General features: G+C 43.8%; 3 protein-coding genes. All 3 read right to left on the reverse strand.

What is annotated here, in order from left to right; genetic code table 11:
* Nucleotides 1-109: 109 nt before the first annotated feature.
* A complete protein-coding gene (locus tag QUB30_RS33350) occupies nt 110-1,261 on the reverse strand; it encodes a reverse transcriptase domain-containing protein (RefSeq protein ID WP_333342597.1) in 1,152 nt (383 codons plus the stop codon).
* Nucleotides 1,171-1,686: a reverse transcriptase N-terminal domain-containing protein gene (locus tag QUB30_RS33355; RefSeq protein WP_333136913.1), complete on the reverse strand. Its 516-nt coding sequence runs from the start codon at nt 1,684-1,686 to the stop codon at nt 1,171-1,173. The genes QUB30_RS33350 and QUB30_RS33355 overlap by 91 nt, the downstream gene beginning before the upstream one ends.
* Before the next feature lie 272 nt (nt 1,687-1,958).
* Nucleotides 1,959-2,114, reverse strand: coding sequence for a hypothetical protein (locus tag QUB30_RS33360; protein ID WP_333050788.1), 156 nt, complete (start codon nt 2,112-2,114; stop codon nt 1,959-1,961).
* Between the last annotated feature and the right edge of the window lie 155 nt (nt 2,115-2,269).

Consider the following 2,269-nt stretch of genomic DNA (forward strand, 5'->3'; position numbering starts at 1 on the left):
CGTAATTTTGTGCGCCGTACTCTGGTTGAGTCGATGTGGGGTATTATCCCCAGCACCTCTCAGTTAGAACTGGACGTGCCCGTTTCCGTGCATCCAGCTCCCGATATTCTTAGGGAGTGACCCTTTTGCTCATGTGTGAGTAGTCATGACAGGATTCGTGGATTGCTAGAAGATTTTTAGGTTTCCAGTTATCATGATTCTCGTCGATGTGATGTAGATTTACTCGCTCGTCGCTCATAAATTTCATCCCACAATGACCGCATGAATGGTTTTGCTTTTTAAGGGCTTTAGAGGTCAAATCATCGTATAACTTACTATTGCGTTCGCTCCAATAAGTTAAATCTCCGTCATAGGGCGATTTATCCCCTTTGACGGAGATGTGTTTGTTTTCGGAGTAAGGAACCGTTGGAAATGCCTTCTTAACAAGCTTAACGCTTGATTCTCTGGTATTTTTGGATTCCTTGTTAAATACCGTGTATGTTCTGTGATTTAAGAACCAAAGTGAAAACCTTGCTCCTGACATATCACAGAACCTATGGTAATTTCTCCATCCTCTAACTATTGGTGCTAGCTTTTCGGCTTTTACCTTAGAACCATAATTCGAGCAATTAACGATGTTCTTTACCTTCAAACGGAACTTTTTAAAGTTATCCACAGAGGGGTAGCTTTTAAATCTTCCGTCGCTTAACACTTTAAAATGCCAGCCGAGAAAGTCGAAGCCATCTGTCGCGGCGGTAATCTTGGTCTTTTTAGCACTTACCATCATTCCTCTTGCTGCTAAAAAACTATCAATGTCGGCAAGTATTTTGACTGCATCGTCTTGAGGTCTAAGCATTATCACCATATCATCCGCATAACGGATTGATGTTTCGACAATGTTTGACGCTGGGGTTTTGTCCGTTATTCTAAATCCATCCTTATGGTATCTGTGAATACTTTCAATCCCGTTAAGAGCGATGTTGGCTAATAGGGGACTCACCACCCCACCTTGAGGAGTTCCTTGTTCCGGGAAATCGGGGTTGACCCCAGCTTTTAGGCATCGGAAGATTCCGAGCTTGATACCTTTGGGCGCAATTAAGTTGTCCATTATGGTGGTGTGACTAATCCTGTCGAAGCATTTTTCTATGTCGAGTTCGATCACTCGTTTTTCCATTCCATTACAGTAGCTTCTTAGATTGTTGAACAGGATTTTCTGTGCATCGTGCGCGGAGCGTCCGGCTCTGAACCCGTAGCTGTAAGCATGGAATGTTGCAACGCGCAAGCTGGTTCTAAAGCGTATTTAGCGAGGCATTGCCAAGCTCTATCCGCGATAGTTGGGATTTTTAGCATTCTGGTTGTCCCGTCCTTTTTTGGGATTGGGATTTCCCGTAGTCCTTGATGATGCCAATTACCTGCCGACTCTTTAAGTATTGTTTCTAGGTAGAAACGTCCTGTAAAGCCGAGAGATTTTACACCGTCAACACCTGCTGTTTTCTTGCCAGCGTTTAGCTGTGTTACTTGTCGAATTGCTAGGAATCTAGCAGCTTTGGATTTCAGAATAAGTCTTTGCAGAGACTGCGCTTTCCGCTTGTTTCCTGCTTGAACCGCTTTGAACACTCTCTTTTGTAGGCGAAATAAATCTTTGCGGAACTTCTTCCACGGTAGATTCTTCCAAGATTCACTGGTATTACTACTGTGTCTAATCATGCTCTGCTCTGTTGAGTGTTTTCTGAATACCTTGCGAAAATTACTTCGCATCCTACCCGTCTTGAGAGAGTTCCGTATCTCATCTTACCTACATGGAAATCGACGTATCCATGACTCTCAAGTCGTTTTTATTCGTTCCCTCAGATGATTGATTGTTCCATTAGGTGTAGCCATTTTAACTATCAGAAACCCAAGATTCTGGACGCTATTGTGGAAATGATGCGTCGGGCTTTAGCTCTGATGAGGTCAGGGTTTTTTAAGTTATGCCCTGCCTAGGTGTAAGTTACTTTTTTAGGCTCGGTTTCACCGTAGGAACTCCCTGTTAGCACCAGTGTCAGCCCATAACAGCCGTCTGATTGTGCCCTGTTCCCAGCTTCACTCTCCAAGAATTGAGCTTGGTCGGTGTGAGCAGATAAGGAGTCACGCATGAATCTTGCGGGAAGGACTTGCACCTTCATCAATCTGAGAGTTCAGTGCTCAACCTAGGGGTCAAGTTTCACTGGATTAGTTATTTACGGATTGATTACCGAGATTCACTAATCAACGAATCGCACTTCCACAGCACCTTCAACTGTTCTAATTC

Source organism: Microcoleus sp. BROC3, assembly GCF_036702515.1.
Taxonomy (GTDB): Bacteria; Cyanobacteriota; Cyanobacteriia; order Cyanobacteriales; family Microcoleaceae; genus Microcoleus.